The sequence below is a fragment of the Mesorhizobium sp. CNPSo 4661 genome (genome assembly GCF_057784215.1).
Genome location: NZ_JBWGIO010000001.1, coordinates 407,945 through 423,349 on the forward strand (window position 1 = coordinate 407,945; position 15,405 = coordinate 423,349).

Below are 15,405 nucleotides of genomic sequence, written 5' to 3' on the forward strand. Positions count from 1 at the left end.
GGCAAGTGACTCCAAAGCCGTGACCAGAAGAGATCAGCGCGTGGCCGTTCTCATGGGCACGAAGGACGGCGCGGCATATATCGGCGAACAATTGGAGTCCTTGCTCGCACAGTCCTGGCCGCTCGTCGATCTCTGGGTCTCCGACGACGGCTCGTCGGACGCCACGACCGCAATCGTCGAGACGTGGCGATCCCGCTGGACCAAGGGGTCGCTCACACTTTTGCAGGGCCCGCAAAGGGGCTTCGCCGCCAATTTCCGCTCGATGATCATCGATGCGCGCATCGACGCCGACTACTACGCCTTTTGCGACCAGGACGATGTCTGGGAGCCGGATCGGCTGGAGAGCGCCATCCGCTGGATGGAGGGAGAGGACATGGAAACGCCGCTCCTGTTCTGCTCGCGCACGGCGACCATTTCGCAGACCGGCGTTCCGGCCGGCTATTCGCCGCTGTTTCGTCGCCCCCCGTCCTTCCGCAATGCGCTGGTGCAAAGCATCGCCGGCGGCAACACGATGCTCTTCAACAGCGCGGCACGCCAGCTTCTGGCGAAAGCATCGGCGAGAACCGAATTCGTCAGCCATGACTGGTGGGCCTATCTCATCGTCACCGCCGCCGGCGGCAAGGTCCGCTACGAGCCGCGGCCGCTGGTGAGATACCGCCAGCACGCGGCAAACCTCGTCGGCGCCAATGTCTCGTGGAGGGCGAGGTTTTCAAGGCTGGGGCGTCTGTTCAAGGGCCAGTTCGCCACCTGGACGGACAGCAATCTGCGCGGCCTCGCCGTCAACCGCGAGCTCATCGCGCGCGATGCAGCACTTTGCCTTCGCCTGTTCATCAGGGCGCGCAAAGGCAACATCTTCAAGCGTTTCGGCCTGCTCGGCAAAAGCGGCGTCTACCGGCAGACATTCATGGGCACGCTCGGGCTCTACGTCGCTTTCCTTTGGCGCCGGATCTGAGCCATGACGGCCAAGCGCGCGTTCGACCTAGCGGTCGCTGTTCCGATGCTGGTGGTGGCGGCTCCCATCCTGCTTGTCGCGATGCTGGCAATCCGGGCAACGTCGGCCGGCCCCGCCATCTTTTCGCAGGTCCGCGTCGGCCGGGGAGGAGCCCTCTTTGCCTGCCGCAAATTGCGCACCATGCATCGGGGAACGCCGTCGCTGCCCACACACGAGGCGCCGACCGGTTCGGTCACAGCGGTCGGCAAGGTTCTGCGCGCAACCAAGATCGACGAATTGCCGCAGCTCTGGAATGTGCTCAAGGGCGAGATGAGCCTTGTCGGCCCTCGTCCATGCCTGCCGACACAGGCGGAACTGATCGAGCGGCGCAGGGAACTGGGCGTGCTCACAGCGCTTCCAGGCATCACAGGGCTCGCGCAGATCAAGGGGATCGATATGTCCGATCCAAGACTCTGCGCGGAAAGCGATGCGGCCTACGTCAAGGCCGCCTCGACCGGTCTGGACCTCAAGATATTGCTGGGCACGGTCTTTCGCGCCTAGAGCAATTCCAGGAAAAGTGTAAGCGGTTTTCCGTCCGGAATTGCGCAAAACAAAGGGATAGAGCGTTTGACCGTTCACGGAAACGGCGAACCGCTCCCCTGCCGAGCCAGCTCCTCGAGCCGGCCGAGCGTATCGGTTTCCGGCCCCCAGCCTTCCGAGACCAGCAGCGACGGATCGCAGATCTGCGTCGCCATGAAGGCCTGCCATGACGCCCGCCGGCCAACCAACGTTGCCAACAGCTGCAACGGCCAGGCAGGCAGGGGCAGAAGCCGCGCCGGCCGGCCGTATCCGCGCCGGAACGCTCTGATGATTTCGGACATCGCAACCGGCGAGGCGTCGCCGAGCACATAGGTCGGGCGCGGCGGCACGGGACGGGTCAGAAGATGCGTCACGGCGGCGGCCACGGCGTCGTGCGAGACGAGCGAGCGAACCGCCGTCAGGACGGCTGTTGGCAGCGGCAGGCCGGTGGCCGCCACCCGCATCAGCCCACGCAGATTTCCCTTCATGCCTTCGCCATAGACCTGCGGTAGCCGCAGCGCCGCCGCCCCGCCGTGCCCTGACGCCGCGAAAGCCTCCAGCATTTTGATCTCGCCTTCGCGCTTGGAGCGCCCGTAGGCGCATTGCGGGGCAGGGGGCGTGGCCTCGTCGATGGTGCCGCTGAAACCGGGGCCTACCACGGCGCGGATCGAGGAGAGATAGATGAAGCGGCCGTCGATGCGCGTCGCCGCCGCCTGGGCGAGCCGGCCGGTCAGCGTCGCGTTGACGGTCCGCAAGTCGGCCGCGCCGGCGCCACGGTCGTTGTTGAGCGCCGCGCAATGGACGACATGCGTCACATCGCGCGTCAGCGCCAGGAAGGCTTCCCGCGGCGCATCGGCGGCGGGCAGCGCGACGGCGTCGTCCGCGCCGGCCAGCCCTTGCGGGAGGCGGGAGGCGATCCGTATGTCGAATCCGGTCTCGCGCAACCGGATGACGACCCGGCGTCCAATGAAGCCTGTCGCGCCGGTGACCAGGACCTTCATGGGTGTCGGCTGGCGTCCGGCGCCGTCGCAGGCGCGCTTTTCCCGGTTGGTGCCACCGTCCGCCCGGATGCAAGGTAGGTCCCCGAGATCAGGAACACCATCAGCGTGGCGTCGAGGATGTCGTGGCCGACGAGGATGCCGGCCATTCCGCCGGTGAGATAGGTGATGACCGCGACAAGGACCATTGTCGCGCCGAACCGCTCCACCGGGTCGACGCTGAGGCGCAGCGTCCGTGCCGCGTTCCAGGCGGCGACGACGAAAATCGACGCCAGGGTCAGCGCCCCCAGCAGGCCGGCCTCGACCAGCGCCGTCAGGAAGCCATTGTGGAAATGGCTGAAACCCTGGCTCAGGCCGTACTGGTCCTGAAAACCCTGCTTCATCAGCGCCCGGCTCGCCGAGATGCCATGCCCGAAAATCGGCATCTCGCGAAACGCGCTGAAGCCGATTTCCCACATCGCCACGCGCAGGCCGAGCGCCGTCGAATGGTCGCCATTGGCGTTCAGCGCGTCCCAGTCGCTGACCAGGAAGTCGGCTCGATCCAGGATGGCGTGAGAGCCGATGGCGGCGATCACAAGGGCGACCACGACGCCGATCGCCACGAAGCGCGCCAGGCTGGCGCCGGTGAACCGGCTGCGGTTGATGAGAAGCACGACGATGCCGGCAATCGGCACGGCCACCCAGATCATGCGCGACCCGGAATAGACAATCGCAATGGCTCCGGCGATCGCCGCCGGGACCAGCAGCTTCCAGCGTTTCTCGATGCCCGACAGCGCGCCGGCAAGGCATGTCATGACGGCGAGACAGGTAACGGTTGCGAAGACGATCGGATTGCCGGCGCCGCCCTCCGCCCTCACGCCGAGCCGATGATACTGGAACACGGCCATCGCCAGCGCGCCGAAGCAGGCCGCGGTGCTGGCCAGAATGGCGATGCGTGCCAGCACGCTCTTCTCGGTGATGCTCCAGGTCGAATAGGAGATGGGGAACAGCAGGAAGGTGACCAGCGGCAGGAAAAACCGCAAATCGGCGGCCAGCGTGCCGTTGACGATCGAAGCCAGAACCATCGCCGCGCAATAGGCATAGATCGCCACCGTGATGGCGAGCATCGGCCGGTCGATGTTGAGGCGCCGCCGTTTCGCAGCCAGCAACATCGCGGACCACACACCACCGGCATTGAAGGTGATGCTGACCAGCGATCCAAGCACCGGCGGCGAGAAGAAGCAGGCGATCGAGAAATAGATGTTGATCTGTGCGGGCGTGAGGTGGCGCCGGAGCGTTGTAAACGGGTTCAAATGCTTGCTTCGCAATTTTCCAGGTTGCGCCCGGATTCACGGAGCCAGCCAGAGGCCGCCTCGCCGATCTCCGTTTGCCGCGCCTTGCCCGTTCCCCGAGCCCGTATAGCGGCTGGCGCCGCCCTGCGATAGTGCGGTCGACAATCTTGCGGCGGAAATCCCCCGATCCGGCGAGGATCGGGGAGCCCTGCAATTCCCTGGACGCCAAGGCCTTTGCCCGCTTCCCGCGTTTTCGGTGGCTCTGGCAGGATTTTCCGCTTTGCCGGCTGTGCTTGGAAAATTCGTTCTCCAATCACCTTGCGCCGCGCGGGTCTTGCATTGTTATCGGCGGCGCCGATCTGTTAGAACGCCCGCACGAAACAGTTTGTCCGAAGTGAAATCTGCGCCCGGGCGGCATGGAATTGCGCCTGCAATGCAAGATTTCCGCTCGACGGCACGAAAGAATGCTCGACGCTCCATGAATATCGCGCTCACGCATCTGCAGCGGCTCGAGGCCGAATCCATCCACATCTTCCGCGAGGTCGCGGCGTCTTTCTCCAAGCCGGTGATGCTCTATTCGGTCGGCAAGGATTCGTCCGTGCTGATGCATCTGGCGATGAAGGCCTTCTATCCGGCCAAGCCGCCTTTCCCGTTCCTCCATGTCGACACCACCTGGAAGTTCCGCGAGATGATCGCCTTTCGCGATCAGATGGCGCAGAAGCTCGGCTTCGACCTCCTGGTCCACGTCAATGAGGATGGCGTTCGCGAAGGCATCAACCCCTTCGACCATGGCTCCAACACCCACACCCATGTGATGAAGACGGTGGCGCTGCGCCAGGCGCTCGACAAATACGGCTTCGACGCGGCCTTCGGCGGCGCCCGCCGCGACGAGGAGAAGTCGCGCGCCAAGGAGCGCATCTTTTCCTTCCGCAACGCCCAGCATGCCTGGGACCCGAAGAACCAGCGGCCGGAAATGTGGAAGATCTTCAACACCCGCATCGCGCCGGGCGAGTCGATCCGCGTCTTCCCGCTGTCCAACTGGACCGAGCTCGATATCTGGCAGTACATCCTGCAGGAGAACATCCCGATCGTGCCGCTCTATTTCGCCAAGGAACGGCCGGTGGTCGAGCGCGACGGCATGCTGATCATGAAAGACGATGACCGCATGCAACTGCGCCCCGGCGAGGCGGTCGAGAACCGGCTGGTGCGCTTCCGCACGCTGGGCTGCTATCCGCTGACCGGCGCGATCGAGTCCGATGCCGACACGCTGGAAGCCATCGTCGGCGAGATGCTGACCGCCCGCACGTCCGAGCGCCAGGGCCGCCTCATCGACCGCGATGAGGCAGGCTCCATGGAAAAGAAGAAGCGCGAGGGTTATTTCTGATAATGCGCCACATCATGGCCAAGACCCTCGCCCCGACCGATTCGATCCGCGACTACATGGCCGCGCAGGAGAAGAAGTCGCTGCTGCGCTTCCTCACCTGCGGCTCGGTCGACGACGGCAAGTCGACGCTGATCGGCCGGCTGCTCTCCGACACCAAGCAGATATTCGAGGACCAGCTTGCCGCGCTCGAGAAGGATTCGCGCAAGCACGGCACCACCGGCGACGACATCGACTTCGCGCTGCTGGTCGACGGGCTCGAGGCGGAGCGCGAGCAGGGCATCACCATCGACGTCGCCTACCGTTTCTTCGCCACGCCGAAGCGCAAGTTCATTGTCGCCGACACGCCCGGCCATGAGCAGTACACGCGCAACATGGCGACCGGCGCCTCGACCGCCGATCTCGCCATCGTGCTGATCGACGCACGCCAGGGCGTGCTGCGCCAGACCAGGCGCCATTCGATCATTGCCTCGCTGCTCGGCATCCGCCACATCGTTCTTGCGGTCAACAAGATCGACCTCGTCGGCTTCGACAAGGCCGTGTTCGACCAGATCGTCGCCGACTATGGCGAGTTCGCGAAAGACCTTGGCTTCGTGAGTGTCGTGCCGATCCCGATGTCGGCGCGCTTCGGCGACAACGTCACCAGCCGCTCGGAGCGCACGCCCTGGTATTCCGGGCCGTCGCTGATCGAGCATCTCGAAAACGTGTCGGTCGACGAGGCCGCCGTCGAGCTGCCTTTCCGCTTTCCTGTCCAATATGTGAACCGCCCGAACCTCGATTTCCGCGGCTTCGCCGGCACCATCGCTTCGGGCACGGTTTCGCAAGGAGACGAAGTCGTGGTCGCCAAGTCGGGCAAGGCGTCCCGGGTCAAGCGCATCGTCGCGCAGGGCGGCGATCTCGAGCAGGCGGTCGCCGGCCAGGCGATCACGCTGGTTCTCAAGGACGAGGTCGAGGTGTCGCGTGGCAATCTGCTGGTCTCGCCGGCCGCACGCCCGCAGGTCGCCGACCAGTTCGCCGCCAACATCGTCTGGTTTGACGAGCAGGCGCTGCTGCCCGGCCGCTCCTATGTGTTGCGCACCGAGACCGATCAGGTCAGCGCCACCGTCACCGATCTGAAATACCGGGTCAACGTCAACGACTTCGCGCATGAGGCGGCGAAGTCGCTCGACATCAACGAGGTCGGCGTCTGCAACCTCTCGACCCGCGCGCCGATCGCTTTCGATCCCTTCGCCGAGAACCGCACCACCGGCGCCTTCATCCTGATCGACCGCATCACCAACGCCACGGTCGGCGCCGGCATGATCCTGCATTCGTTGCGCCGTGCCGAAAACATCCATTGGCAGTCGCTCGACGTCGGCAAGCGTGGCCGCTCCGACCTGAAGAACCAGCGCCCGGCCGTGTTCTGGTTCACCGGGCTTTCGGGTTCCGGCAAGTCGACCATCGCCAACCTGTTCGAGAAGAAGCTGTTCGCGTCCGGGCGCCACACCTACATTCTTGACGGCGACAATGTCCGTCACGGCTTGAACCGCGATCTCGGCTTCACCGACGCCGACCGCGTGGAGAACATCCGCCGCGTCGCCGAGGTGGCGAAGCTGATGGCCGATGCCGGCCTGATCGTCATCGTTTCCTTCATCTCGCCCTTCGCCGCCGAACGGCGCGTGGCGCGCGAGCTGATGGCCGAGGGCGAGTTCGTAGAGGTCTTCGTCGACACGCCGTTCGAGGAATGCGCCCGCCGCGATCCGAAGGGTCTCTACGCGCGCGCCTTGAGCGGCGAGATCAAGAATTTCACCGGCGTCGATTCGCCCTATGAAGCGCCGCTGAATCCGGAAGTCCACCTCAAGACGCTCGGCAAGAAGCCCGAGGAGATGGCGGAAGCCCTGGAGCACTGGCTGAATGAGCGCGACATCGCCGAAGACCAATACGACAATGGCGGCGGTATCTGACGACGAGGCGATGCTCGGTGTCTTCGAGCGCCTGGCGCTCGAGGCCGGGCGCGAGGTGATGCGTGTCTTCCACGAAGGCTGCGCCGTCGACAGCAAGGCCGACTCTTCGCCGGTGACGGAAGCCGATCGCGAAAGCGAGAAGATCATCCTCGCCGGCCTGCGCGCCGCCTATCCGGACATCCCTTGTGTGGCCGAGGAAGAGGTGGCGGCGGGCATCGCAACGCCCGATCTCGACGGCGCCTTCTTCCTGATCGATCCGCTCGACGGCACCAAGGAATTCGTCAACCGCCGCACCGATTTCACCGTCAACATCGCGCTGGTCCGCCACGGCGTGCCGGAGGTCGGCGTCGTCTTCGCGCCGTGCACGGCACGCTTTTTCTCCGGGCGACCCGGCAAGGCCGAGTCACTCGAGGTCGATGCCGACTATCGCGTTCTCGGCCGTCGGCCGATCACGGTGCGGGCAGGGGGCACACCGCTCGCCGTCGTCGCCAGCCGTTCGCACAATACGCCTGAAACCGATGCCTTCATCCGCGATCTCGGCGCCGCCGAGATCGTCTCGATTGGCTCGTCGCTGAAATTCTGCCTGCTCGCCGCTGCGGAAGCCGACGTCTATCCGCGCTTCGGCCGTACCATGGAGTGGGATACAGCGGCGGGCGACGCAGTGCTGCGCGCCGCCGGCGGCATGACGCGCACCCTAGACGGCCAGCCGCTCGCCTACGGCAAGCGCAACCAGGCGAGCGACAGCGATTTCGCCAATCCGCATTTCATTGCGACGGGGAAGAGCGCATAGTCGCAGCGTCGCCAATTGTAGATGTTGGCAGGACAGCCCCCCTCTCTGTCCTGCCGGACATCTCCCCCTCAAGGGGGGAGATTGGCAGCTTCAGCGCGCCGCTCATTCTTTCAACGTTTAAGGTTGGCGAAAGCCTGCGTGACATCTGATCTCCCCCCTTGAGGGGGAGATGCCCGGCAGGGCAGAGAGGGGGGCCTGGCGCCGACCTTTAGGCCTCTAAGCCGCCGCGACATGCGCCGAGTTCGAGCCGATGTAGTTCCTGATCGTCTCGATAATCCGGTCCTGGTCGGCCTCGCTGAGATAGGCGTGCATCGGCAGGCAGAGGATCTGCTTCGGCAACTCCTCCGACACGGCAAGGCCGGTCGGCGTGCGCGGATAATCCTTGTAGGCTACCTGCTCGTGCAGCGGCTTCACGTAGTAGATCACCGACGGGATGCCTTTTTCACCGAGATGGGCCTTGAGCCCGTCGCGCTTCGGCGTTTCGATCGCATATTGCGCCCAGGCCGAGCGGCCGTGGCCGAGGTTGCGCGACGCCTTGACGATATCGCCGAGGCCCTTGGCATAGCGGTCGGCCACGACCTGGCGCGCCACCATCTCATCCTCGAGGATGGCGAGCTTTTCGATCAGGATCGCCGCCTGCAGCGTGTCGAGGCGCGAATTGATGCCGACGCGGACATTGTCGTATTGCGTCTCGCCCTTGCCGTGGAAGGCGAAGGAACGGAGCTTGTCGGCCAGCGCGCCGTCATTGGTGAACATGGCGCCGCCGTCGCCATAGCAGCCAAGCGGCTTGGCCGGATAGAAACTGGTCGAGCCGACATGGCCGAAGGCGCCGCACATCTTGGCGTCGGCGGAACCGCCGATCGCTGTGGTATCGGCGGAACCGCCCATCGACTGGGCGGCGTCCTCGATCACCAAAAGGTTCTCGCGCTTGGCGATCGCCATGATCGCCTCGTAGTCGGCGGCAAGACCGAACAGGTCGACGGGAATGATCGCCTTCGGCTTCAGCCTTCCTTCCTTCTTGATCATCGCGATCGCCGCCTCGAGGCTGGCGATGTCGATGTTGTAGGTATCGCGGTCGACGTCGATGAAGACAGGCTCGGCCTTGGCCAGCGCCACCACCTCGGCCGTCGCGGCGAAGGTGAAGCTCGGCACGAACACCGCGTCGCCCGGGCCGATGCCGGCGGCAAACAGCGGCAGGAGCAGCGCATCGGTGCCGTTGGCGCAGGCGACCACATGCTTGACGCCGACATAGGCCGCGAGCTTGTTCTCGAATTCGGTGACCTGCGGGCCGAGGATATAGCGGCCTTCCTCGACGACTTTGTCGATGGCGACCTTCAGCCGGTCGCGGATACGTTCGCGCTGCGCGCCAAGATCGATGAACTGCATGTCGGCCTCGAAACTGCCTGTAAAAACCGGCCCGCTGGTAACAGACTTGGATCGGCTGAGAAAGCCGGTGGCGGCCAGGCGAAATTGCTTATGTGTCGCACCCGTTACGGATTTTGCCGGCGCAATGCCTGAAAAAGCCTGAAATCCGAGCTTTGAGGGGTGTTTCGCGGCTTGCCTTATCGCGACGTCCCATCGATGGGAAACATAAAGTGATCGGCCGGGGAGGGCAGTCTTACGCCCATCCCGCCGCCCGATCAGTCGATTTCGTGCCGCCAGGGCGGATTGGCGCCGGCCCGCGAAACAGTCACTGCCGCCGCCTTGGCGCCGAGTTCCAGGGCCTTGCGGATCGCTTCTTCCGGGAGGTCGCCGATGGCGGCCTTGGTGAGCAGGCCCTGCTCATGCAGCGATGCCAGGATGCCGGCATTGAAGGTGTCGCCGGCGCCGACCGTGTCGACCACCTTCACCTTCCGCGGCATGACGGTTACCTTGTGCGACCTGCTGTAGCCGACGGCGCCTTCGCTGCCATGGGTGACGACGATCAGCTTAGGTCCGCGATCCAGCCAGTTGCGCACCACCTCCTCATGCGAGCCGGCCTCGTCGAACCATTTAAGGTCCTCGTCCGAGAGTTTCACGATGTCGGCCATCGCCATCATCTCGCGGATGCGCCGCAGATGCTTTGCCTTGTCCGGGATGAAGTTCGGCCGGATGTTGGGGTCGAGCATCATTACCCGGCTCTCGTGCTCGCGCCGCATGAACTCCTCATAGGCCGATCCGGCAGGTTCGGAGATCAGGCTGATGGCGCCGAACAGCATCGCCTCGATCTCGGCGCCGAGCTTCGGCAGGTCCTCGACGGTCAGCATGCGCCCGGCGGTATTCTCGTCATAGAAGGTGTAGGTCGCCTGGCCGTTGGTGAGCCGCACGAAGGCGAGCGTCGTCGGACGCGGCGAGGTGTGCGCATAGGTGGAACTCACCTTGCTGGCGCCGAGCGCTTCGCGGAACTGGCCGCCGAACAGGTCGGAGGAGAGGCCCGAGAAGAAGCCTGCCGGGGCGCCGAGCCGGCCGAGCGCGATCGCCGAGTTGAACACCGCGCCGCCGACATAGGGTGCGAAGGCCGCTTCGCCTTCCGTCGTTGTACGCGGCAGCATGTCGATCAGGGCTTCGCCACAGCAAAGGATCATGTCGTCTTGGTCTCCGGCGGATGGATCACGCCCTTGCGGATGATGATGTTGGCAAAGAGCCTGGGTTCGCTGGTCGCCACGATGGCGTGCGCGGCCTTGACGCGTGCATAGAAGTCGGACCCGGCCAGCGCAACCACCTTATGGCCCGGCGCGCGCCTGGCGCAGACAGCTTCCATCTCGCGATGCACGGGGTCGGCCAGCGCCGGGTCGCCCTTCACCGAGGCACGGAACAATGCCTCCGGCACCGCTTCGTCCACCGGCAGCACGCTGAGCACGGCGTCGAGGACGGCTATAACGTCGTGGCCGTCCGCGCGGATCAGCCGCCGCGCCTGCTCCTCGGCCGGATAATTGCCGTCCACGATCGCGATCTCGTCGCCATGACCCATCGCCCTGAGCGTCGCCAGGAACTGTGGCCCGAGCAGCGACGGGATGCCGATCAGCATGTCAGGCGCCCCCGGACGTGTTCGGTCCGATCAGGAAGCGCTCGGAGAGCGGCAGGCTGGCGCCGCCCATGGCGCGTGCATGGATGCCGACCGTTCCCTCGCGCACGACAGGCAGCTTCAGTCCTTCGGCATCGATGCCGGCAATCGCTTCCGTGACGGCATCGACAAGCCGGCGCCGCACATCGAGCGGCATCCACCCGTCGATGACCGCCGCCTCGAAATCGATGACCGACGAGGCGGCGACGATGGCATAGGCGAGCGCCCGCGAGGCGCTGGCGATCCACTCGTCGAGATCGGGGCCGATTTCGCCCCATTCTTGCGGCGAGGTCCACAGATAGGAGCCATCGATGCCCTTGGCGGAGATCGCCTTTTCCAGCATCGCGATCGAGGCGACGTCGATGAGCTGCGTCGGCTTGCCGTCCGGCCCCGGCACTGGCATCGAGCCCAGCGCGCCGGCGTTGCCGTTGGGCCCGCTGTAGAGGCGGCCGTTGAGCACGATGCCGCCGCCGGCAAAGGCGCCGATGTAGAAATAGACGAAATCGCGCGCTCCGCCCGCCCGCCCGAAGACGAGCTCCGCGCCACAGGCCGACGTCGCGTCGTTCTGCAGGTAGACAGGGAACTCGCACTGCGCCTGGATGTTGGCACGGATATCGCGATGGCGCCATTCGTCCATGATCTCGCGCGGCGCGCCGGCCGTGTCGGCCCAGTTCCACAGCTCGAACGGCATGGCGATGCCGAGCCCGGCGATGCGCTTGTCCTGCGCCGGCGTCAGCTCGCCGCGCATCGTCTTGATGCCGGCAGTGACGAATTCGACGGTCTCGCGCGGTGCGGGGTAACGGTAGGAATGCTGCAGCATGGCGCGCACGTTGCCCAGGAAGTCGATCAGAACGAGCTCGGCCGAGCGCCGGCCGATCTTGAGGCCGATGAAAAAGGCGCCCTCCGGGTTGAGCGCCATCGGGATCGAAGGCTGGCCGATCTTGCCGCGCAGCGGCGCCTGGCGCACGAGCAGCTTGTCTTCCTCGAGCTCGCGCATGATCACCGACACGGTCTGGGCCGACAGCCCGGTCATGCGCGCGATATCGGATTTGGCCAGGCTGCCATGCTGACGCACAAGGGACAGCACGAGCCGCTCATTGTGGTCGCGCATGCCGCTCTGGTTGGTGCCGCGATGCACCCGGCTTTCCAAAGCCTCGGGCGAACCGTGCCTCGCAATGCCGGTCTCCACCCTGTTCCTCCCGTCTGTTTCCCCTCGATGCTTTTCGTTTAGAATGAGTGAACAGCGCAAGAGTGTCAATAATAAATAAGAGTGATTTAATTATTGACAGCCGTTGCGGACTGGTGTTTTTTGAGGTGTGTCCACTCTGGGAGAAAATCGGTGGATGCGCTTGAGACGCCGGGTGGCCGGCGTCCGGAACAAGTTCCATTGGGAGGAAATCGTGACCAAGAAATCACTGCTGAAGTCCACTGTGTTCGCGGCTGCCGGCCTGGGTCTGATGGCGTTCGCTTCGTCGGCATCGGCCGCCGGCGTCGGCGCCTGCCTGATCACCAAGACCGACACCAACCCCTTCTTCGTCAAGATGAAGGAAGGCGCCACCGCCAAGGCTAAGGAACTGGGCGTCGATCTCAAGACCTATGCCGGCAAGATCGACGGCGACAGCGAGAGCCAGGTCGCCGCGATCGAAAGCTGCATCGCCGACGGCGCCAAGGGCATCCTGATCACGGCGTCCGACACCAAGGGCATCGTGCCGACTGTCAAGAAGGCCCGCGACGCCGGCCTGCTGGTGATCGCGCTCGACACTCCGCTCGATCCGATCGATGCCGCCGACGCCACCTTCGCCACCGACAATCTCGAGGCCGGCAAGCTGATCGGCGCCTGGGCTGCCGCTACGCTCGGCGACAAGGCCAAGGACGCCAAGATCGGCTTCCTCGACCTCACCCCGTCGCAGCCGACGGTCGACGTGTTGCGCGACCAGGGCTTCATGATGGGTTACGGCATTGACGTGAAGGATCCGAACAAGATCGGCGACGAGGTCGATCCGCGCATCGTTGGCCATGACGTGACCAACGGCAACGAAGAAGGCGGCCGCAAGGCGATGGAAAACCTTCTGCAGAAGGACAACACCATCAACGTCATCCACACCATCAACGAGCCCGCCGCTGTCGGCGCCTACCAGGCGCTCAAGGCAGTCGGTCTCGAAAAGCAGGTGCTGATCGTCTCGGTCGACGGCGGCTGCCCTGGCGTGAAGTCGGTTACCGAAGGCGTCATCGGTGCCACCTCGCAGCAATATCCGCTGCAGATGGCGGCGCTCGGCATCGAGGCGATCGCCAAATATGCCAAGGACGGCACCAAGCCGAAGCCGACCGAAGGCAAGAACTTCTTCGACACCGGCGTCAATCTCGTCACCGACAAGCCGGCCAAGGGCGTGAAGTCGATCGACACCAAGGAAGGCCTTGCCAAGTGCTGGGGCTGATGCTGGCCTGAATGGCTAATAAAGCTTGCGGCTGGGGCTTGATCCCCGGCCGCATCAGGTGGACGATGTGTCGCTATAAGCGCGAATAATCCCGGCGACAGACCGGAAAGGCGCGGACGGGCGTCGGCGAGTGGCTGACACCCTACGGGGAGAAAACATGGCTCAAGCTCAGGAATTCGAGAAGGTCCTCTCGGACAGCGACACCAGTGTTGCCGCTTTCGACGAGCACAAATCCTTCGTCAAACGCGCACAGCATTTCCTGCATTCCACGCCGGCGGCGGTGCCGCTGATCGTGCTGGTCCTGTCGATCATCATTTTCGGCATCGCTATCGGCGGACGTTTCTTTTCATCCTACACACTGACGCTGATCCTGCAGCAGATCGCCATCGTCGGCATTCTCGGCGCCGCCCAGACACTGGTCATCCTGACTGCCGGCATCGACCTGTCGATCGGGGTCATCATGGTGATCTCGGCCGTCATCATGGGCAATTGCGCGGTCAGCTACGGCATGCCGGCCGTGCTCGCCGTGGTCATCGGACTTGCCGCCGGTGCCGCTTGCGGCCTGCTCAACGGCCTGCTCGTTGCCTACATGAAGCTGCCGCCCTTCATCGTCACGCTGGGCACCTGGAACATCGTCATGGCCACGAATTTCATCTATTCGGCCAATGAGACGATCCGCGACACCGACGTCGACACCCAGGCTCCGCTGCTGCATTTGTTCGCGCTGAGTTTCAGGGTCGGCAGCGCGGTGCTGACCGCCGGCGTGATCGCCATGGTCCTGCTCGTGCTGCTCCTCTGGTACGTTCTCAACCACACGGCCTGGGGCCGCCATGTCTATGCCGTGGGCGACGACCAGGAGGCGGCCAAGCTGTCGGGCATTCAGACCAAGAAGGTGCTGATGACCGTCTACACCCTTGCCGGGCTGATCGCCGCTTTCGCGGCCTGGGTTTCCATCGGCCGCAACGGTTCGATTTCGCCGTCCGCCGCCGTCACCGACTACAATCTGCAGGCGATCACCGCGACGGTGATCGGCGGTATATCGCTCTTTGGTGGCCGTGGCTCGATCCTCGGCACCCTGTTCGGCGCCATGATCGTCGGTGTGGTCTCGATGGGCCTCAATATGCTGGGCGCCGATCCGCAGTGGAAGGTGCTGCTCACCGGCGTGCTGATCATCGGCGCCGTGGCAATCGACCAATGGATCAGAAAGGTTTCGGCATAATCATGACCCAGGAACCCATCCTCACCGCTCGTGGTCTGGTCAAGCGCTATGGCCGCGTCACTGCCCTCGATAATGCCGACTTCGACCTCTATCCGGGCGAGATCCTTGCCGTCATCGGCGATAATGGTGCCGGCAAGTCATCGCTGATCAAGGCGATTTCCGGCGCTGTCGTGCCCGATGAAGGCGAGATACGGCTCGAAGGCAAACCCGTCGCCTTCAAGTCGCCGATGGAGGCCCGGGAAGCCGGCATCGAGACCGTCTACCAGAACCTGGCCCTGTCGCCGGCGCTGTCGATCGCCGACAACATGTTCCTCGGCCGGGAAATCCGCAAACCCGGTCCGCTCGGCAGCTGGTTTCGCATGCTCGACCGTCCGGCGATGGAAAAGCGCGCCCGCGACAAGCTCACCGAGCTTGGCTTGATGACCATCCAGAACATCAGCCAGGCGGTGGAAACATTGTCGGGCGGCCAGCGCCAGGGTGTCGCGGTGGCACGCGCCGCGGCCTTCGGCAGCCGCGTCGTCATCATGGACGAGCCGACGGCCGCCCTTGGAGTGAAGGAAAGCAGACGGGTGCTCGAACTGATCCTCGACGTCAAGAAGCGCGGCCTGCCGATCGTGCTTATCTCGCACAACATGCCGCATGTCTTCGAAGTGGCGGATCGCGTTCACATACACCGTCTCGGAAAGCGCCTTTGCGTCGTCGATCCGAAGCAGATTTCCATGTCGGATGCCGTCGCTCTCATGACCGGCGCCAAGAAGCCCCCGGAGGATGCTCTGGCGGCTTGATCTGCCTCGATGGGTAGATCGCCGCAGGGG

At 64.5% G+C, this 15,405-nt stretch carries 14 protein-coding genes; 8 read left to right on the forward strand and 6 right to left on the reverse strand.

All coding sequences use genetic code 11. The annotated features are described in order from the left end of the window. Positions 1-40 precede the first annotated feature (40 nt). On the forward strand, positions 41-952 hold the full coding sequence (locus AC0YKC_RS01900; RefSeq protein WP_488509561.1) for a glycosyltransferase family 2 protein: 912 nt from the start codon (positions 41-43) through the stop codon (positions 950-952). 3 nt (positions 953-955) lie between these two features. Next, positions 956-1,492 carry a sugar transferase gene (locus tag AC0YKC_RS01905; RefSeq protein WP_488509563.1) on the forward strand — a complete coding sequence of 179 codons (537 nt, stop codon included), beginning with the start codon at positions 956-958 and terminating at the stop codon, positions 1,490-1,492. Positions 1,493-1,566: 74 nt separating this feature from the next. On the opposite strand, the gene AC0YKC_RS01910 is transcribed toward AC0YKC_RS01905, so the two are convergent. Both AC0YKC_RS01910 and AC0YKC_RS01915 read right to left on the reverse strand, forming a co-directional pair. After that, positions 1,567-2,511 (reverse strand): NAD-dependent epimerase/dehydratase family protein, encoded by a 945-nt coding sequence (locus tag AC0YKC_RS01910; protein ID WP_488509565.1) that lies wholly within the window; start codon positions 2,509-2,511, stop codon positions 1,567-1,569. Beyond that, positions 2,508-3,800: an O-antigen ligase family protein gene (locus AC0YKC_RS01915; RefSeq protein ID WP_488509567.1), complete on the reverse strand. Its 1,293-nt coding sequence runs from the start codon at positions 3,798-3,800 to the stop codon at positions 2,508-2,510. Before AC0YKC_RS01915 ends, AC0YKC_RS01910 begins: the two co-directional genes overlap by 4 nt. A 457-nt stretch (positions 3,801-4,257) precedes the next feature. Between AC0YKC_RS01915 and cysD the strand changes: the two genes are divergently transcribed. The 3 genes from cysD to cysQ are packed head-to-tail and all read left to right on the forward strand — an operon-like array spanning position 4,258 to position 7,893. After that, positions 4,258-5,163 carry a sulfate adenylyltransferase subunit CysD gene (gene cysD, locus AC0YKC_RS01920; RefSeq protein WP_246672342.1) on the forward strand — a complete coding sequence of 302 codons (906 nt, stop codon included), beginning with the start codon at positions 4,258-4,260 and terminating at the stop codon, positions 5,161-5,163. 2 nt (positions 5,164-5,165) lie between these two features. Then, positions 5,166-7,103: a sulfate adenylyltransferase subunit CysN gene (gene cysN, locus AC0YKC_RS01925; RefSeq protein WP_488509570.1), complete on the forward strand. Its 1,938-nt coding sequence runs from the start codon at positions 5,166-5,168 to the stop codon at positions 7,101-7,103. A 10-nt stretch (positions 7,104-7,113) separates the two neighbouring features. After that, the gene (gene cysQ, locus AC0YKC_RS01930; protein ID WP_488509626.1) at positions 7,114-7,893 is read left to right on the forward strand and encodes a 3'(2'),5'-bisphosphate nucleotidase CysQ; all 780 of its coding nucleotides are present in this window, start codon (positions 7,114-7,116) and stop codon (positions 7,891-7,893) included. A gap of 216 nt (positions 7,894-8,109) precedes the next feature. Here cysQ and AC0YKC_RS01935 read toward each other — a convergent pair whose 3' ends face one another. The 4 genes from AC0YKC_RS01935 to AC0YKC_RS01950 all read right to left on the reverse strand — a co-directional run bounded on the left by AC0YKC_RS01935 (position 8,110) and on the right by AC0YKC_RS01950 (position 12,125). After that, on the reverse strand, positions 8,110-9,279 hold the full coding sequence (locus tag AC0YKC_RS01935) for a DegT/DnrJ/EryC1/StrS family aminotransferase (protein ID WP_488509572.1): 1,170 nt from the start codon (positions 9,277-9,279) through the stop codon (positions 8,110-8,112). Between the two features lie 254 nt (positions 9,280-9,533). Then, positions 9,534-10,457, reverse strand: a complete 924-nt coding sequence (locus tag AC0YKC_RS01940; RefSeq protein ID WP_488509574.1) for a carbohydrate kinase family protein — start codon at positions 10,455-10,457, stop codon at positions 9,534-9,536. After that, positions 10,454-10,900: an RbsD/FucU family protein gene (locus AC0YKC_RS01945; RefSeq protein WP_488509576.1), complete on the reverse strand. Its 447-nt coding sequence runs from the start codon at positions 10,898-10,900 to the stop codon at positions 10,454-10,456. Before AC0YKC_RS01945 ends, AC0YKC_RS01940 begins: the two co-directional genes overlap by 4 nt. A gap of 1 nt (position 10,901) precedes the next feature. Then, positions 10,902-12,125, reverse strand: coding sequence for an ROK family transcriptional regulator (locus AC0YKC_RS01950; RefSeq protein WP_320294843.1), 1,224 nt, complete (start codon positions 12,123-12,125; stop codon positions 10,902-10,904). A 268-nt stretch (positions 12,126-12,393) separates the two neighbouring features. Between AC0YKC_RS01950 and AC0YKC_RS01955 the strand changes: the two genes are divergently transcribed. The 3 genes from AC0YKC_RS01955 (at position 12,394) to AC0YKC_RS01965 (ending at position 15,375) form a co-directional block, all read left to right on the forward strand. Continuing rightward, positions 12,394-13,371 (forward strand): sugar ABC transporter substrate-binding protein, encoded by a 978-nt coding sequence (locus AC0YKC_RS01955; RefSeq protein ID WP_434725682.1) that lies wholly within the window; start codon positions 12,394-12,396, stop codon positions 13,369-13,371. 157 nt (positions 13,372-13,528) lie between these two features. Next, the gene (locus AC0YKC_RS01960; RefSeq protein WP_320294844.1) at positions 13,529-14,590 is read left to right on the forward strand and encodes an ABC transporter permease; all 1,062 of its coding nucleotides are present in this window, start codon (positions 13,529-13,531) and stop codon (positions 14,588-14,590) included. A gap of 2 nt (positions 14,591-14,592) precedes the next feature. After that, on the forward strand, positions 14,593-15,375 hold the full coding sequence (locus AC0YKC_RS01965) for an ATP-binding cassette domain-containing protein (protein ID WP_320294845.1): 783 nt from the start codon (positions 14,593-14,595) through the stop codon (positions 15,373-15,375). The last annotated feature ends 30 nt before the right edge of the window (positions 15,376-15,405 follow it).

Bases quoted from the DNA above. Each gene is read 5' to 3' on its own strand.
- AC0YKC_RS01905 (WP_488509563.1), top strand. From the start codon at position 956: ATGACGGCCAAGCGCGCGTTCGACCTAGCGGTCGCTGTTCCGATGCTG.
- AC0YKC_RS01910 (WP_488509565.1), bottom strand. From the start codon at position 2,511: ATGAAGGTCCTGGTCACCGGCGCGACAGGCTTCATTGGACGCCGGGTC.
- cysD (WP_246672342.1), top strand. From the start codon at position 4,258: ATGAATATCGCGCTCACGCATCTGCAGCGGCTCGAGGCCGAATCCATC.
- cysN (WP_488509570.1), top strand. From the start codon at position 5,166: ATGCGCCACATCATGGCCAAGACCCTCGCCCCGACCGATTCGATCCGC.
- cysQ (WP_488509626.1), top strand. From the start codon at position 7,114: ATGCTCGGTGTCTTCGAGCGCCTGGCGCTCGAGGCCGGGCGCGAGGTG.
- AC0YKC_RS01935 (WP_488509572.1), bottom strand. From the start codon at position 9,279: ATGCAGTTCATCGATCTTGGCGCGCAGCGCGAACGTATCCGCGACCGG.
- AC0YKC_RS01940 (WP_488509574.1), bottom strand. From the start codon at position 10,457: ATGATCCTTTGCTGTGGCGAAGCCCTGATCGACATGCTGCCGCGTACA.
- AC0YKC_RS01945 (WP_488509576.1), bottom strand. From the start codon at position 10,900: ATGCTGATCGGCATCCCGTCGCTGCTCGGGCCACAGTTCCTGGCGACG.
- AC0YKC_RS01955 (WP_434725682.1), top strand. From the start codon at position 12,394: ATGGCGTTCGCTTCGTCGGCATCGGCCGCCGGCGTCGGCGCCTGCCTG.
- AC0YKC_RS01960 (WP_320294844.1), top strand. From the start codon at position 13,529: ATGGCTCAAGCTCAGGAATTCGAGAAGGTCCTCTCGGACAGCGACACC.
- AC0YKC_RS01965 (WP_320294845.1), top strand. From the start codon at position 14,593: ATGACCCAGGAACCCATCCTCACCGCTCGTGGTCTGGTCAAGCGCTAT.